Raw genomic sequence first — 1,557 nt, 5'->3', positions numbered from 1 at the left:
CAGGCCAGCGTGGGCGTCGTGGCCGCCGCAACGGCGCTGACACTGAGGCTCAATTCCATGACCGCGTGGATCATGTGGGCGCTGTCCTCCTTCTTTCGGCAGTTGGGTGTCGTTGCCGAAGGGATGGAGACCATCGCCCAGCCCATCCGGCTGACGGACGCCGCCTCTGCCCCCGATCTGAAGCTGACGGAAGGCAGAATCGAACTGAAGCGCCTGACCCATCATTACGGTCGCCCCTCCGGGGGGCTGCAGTCGGTCGACCTGGTGGTGCGACCGGGGGAAAAGATCGGTCTGGTCGGGCGGTCCGGCGCGGGGAAATCGACACTGCTGAAGCTGCTGTTGCGGTTCTACGATGCGGAATCGGGAGAGATCAGGATCGATGGGCAGAACATCGCGCGGGTCACACAGGACAGCCTGAGGCGCAACATCGGGATGGTCCAGCAGGACAGTTCGCTCCTGCATCGGTCGGTGCGTGACAATATCCTTTATGGACGCCCCGATGCGACCGAGGCGGAAATGCGCGATGCGGCACGGCAGGCCCATGCCGATGCCTTCATCCACGATCTGGTCGATCCCGAGGGGCGTCGCGGCTATGACGCCCATGTGGGCGAGCGGGGGGTGAAGCTGTCCGGGGGGCAGCGGCAGCGGATCACGCTGGCGCGTGTCATCCTGAAGGACGCGCCGATTCTTTTGTTGGACGAGGCGACGAGCGCGCTCGACAGTGAGGTCGAGGCGGCAATTCAGGAAACGCTCTATGGCATGATGGAAGGCAAGACCGTCATCGCTATTGCACACCGGCTGTCGACCATCGCCCACATGGACCGGATCGTCGTGCTGGACGAGGGCCGGATCGTCGAAGACGGCACCCATGAAGCGCTTTTGGAAAATCGCGGGCTATATGCAGAGTTCTGGAACCGCCAATCCGGCGGTTTCCTGAAACCGGAAGGCGATACGTGAGCTTGGATGACTGGATAGACCCGTTTCAGACTTCGGACGGGCCGCCGCCCCAGACGCTTGGCGCGTTCATGCGCTGGTGTCTGGCGGGGGCCTGGCCGGTGCTGTGGCTGGCGGCATTCCTTTCCGCCGCGGCGGGAGCGATGGAGGCGGGAACCGCATGGATACTGGGTGCGGTGATCGACGCCACGGTGTCCGCGGGACCGGAACAGTTCTTTGACGGGAGCAACCTTGCGCTGATCATCGGGGCGGTGGCGTTCTTCCTGCTGGCGCGGCCGCTGCTGTTTGCGATGTCCGCCGCCTCCAACGCGATACTGGTGCAGCCGAACGTCAATCCGCTGGTCCTGTCGCGGCTGCACCGCTGGACGCTGGGCCAGAACGTCACCTTCTTTGACGATGACTTCGCCGGGCGGATTGCCCAGAAGCAGATGCAGGCGGCGCGCGCGGTCACCGATGTCACCTCCGAGGTGATCAACGTGGTCGCTTTTGCGCTGGCGTCACTGGCCGGGTCCGTCGCGCTGCTGGTCGCCATAGACTGGCGGGTGGCGATCGGTTTCACATTCTGGCTGTGTCTCTATTTCGCGCTGATCTACTGGTTTCTGC

General features: G+C 64.0%; 1 protein-coding gene and 1 pseudogene. Both read left to right on the top strand.

Annotated features, from left to right (window positions below; genetic code table 11):
- A partial coding sequence (locus tag A3764_RS14825; RefSeq protein WP_150122200.1) for an ABC transporter ATP-binding protein occupies positions 1-957 on the top strand: 957 nt, incomplete at its 5' end.
- A pseudogene (locus A3764_RS14820) lies at positions 954-1,557 on the top strand (ABC transporter ATP-binding protein); the annotation flags it as partial. The gene A3764_RS14825 and the pseudogene A3764_RS14820, both read left to right, overlap by 4 nt.

This window comes from Sulfitobacter sp. HI0129 (genome assembly GCF_001635395.1).
GTDB lineage: Bacteria > Pseudomonadota > Alphaproteobacteria > Rhodobacterales > Rhodobacteraceae > Sulfitobacter.
Note: the sequence above shows the minus strand (reverse complement) of the source record. Positions and strands in the feature narration are given on the sequence as shown.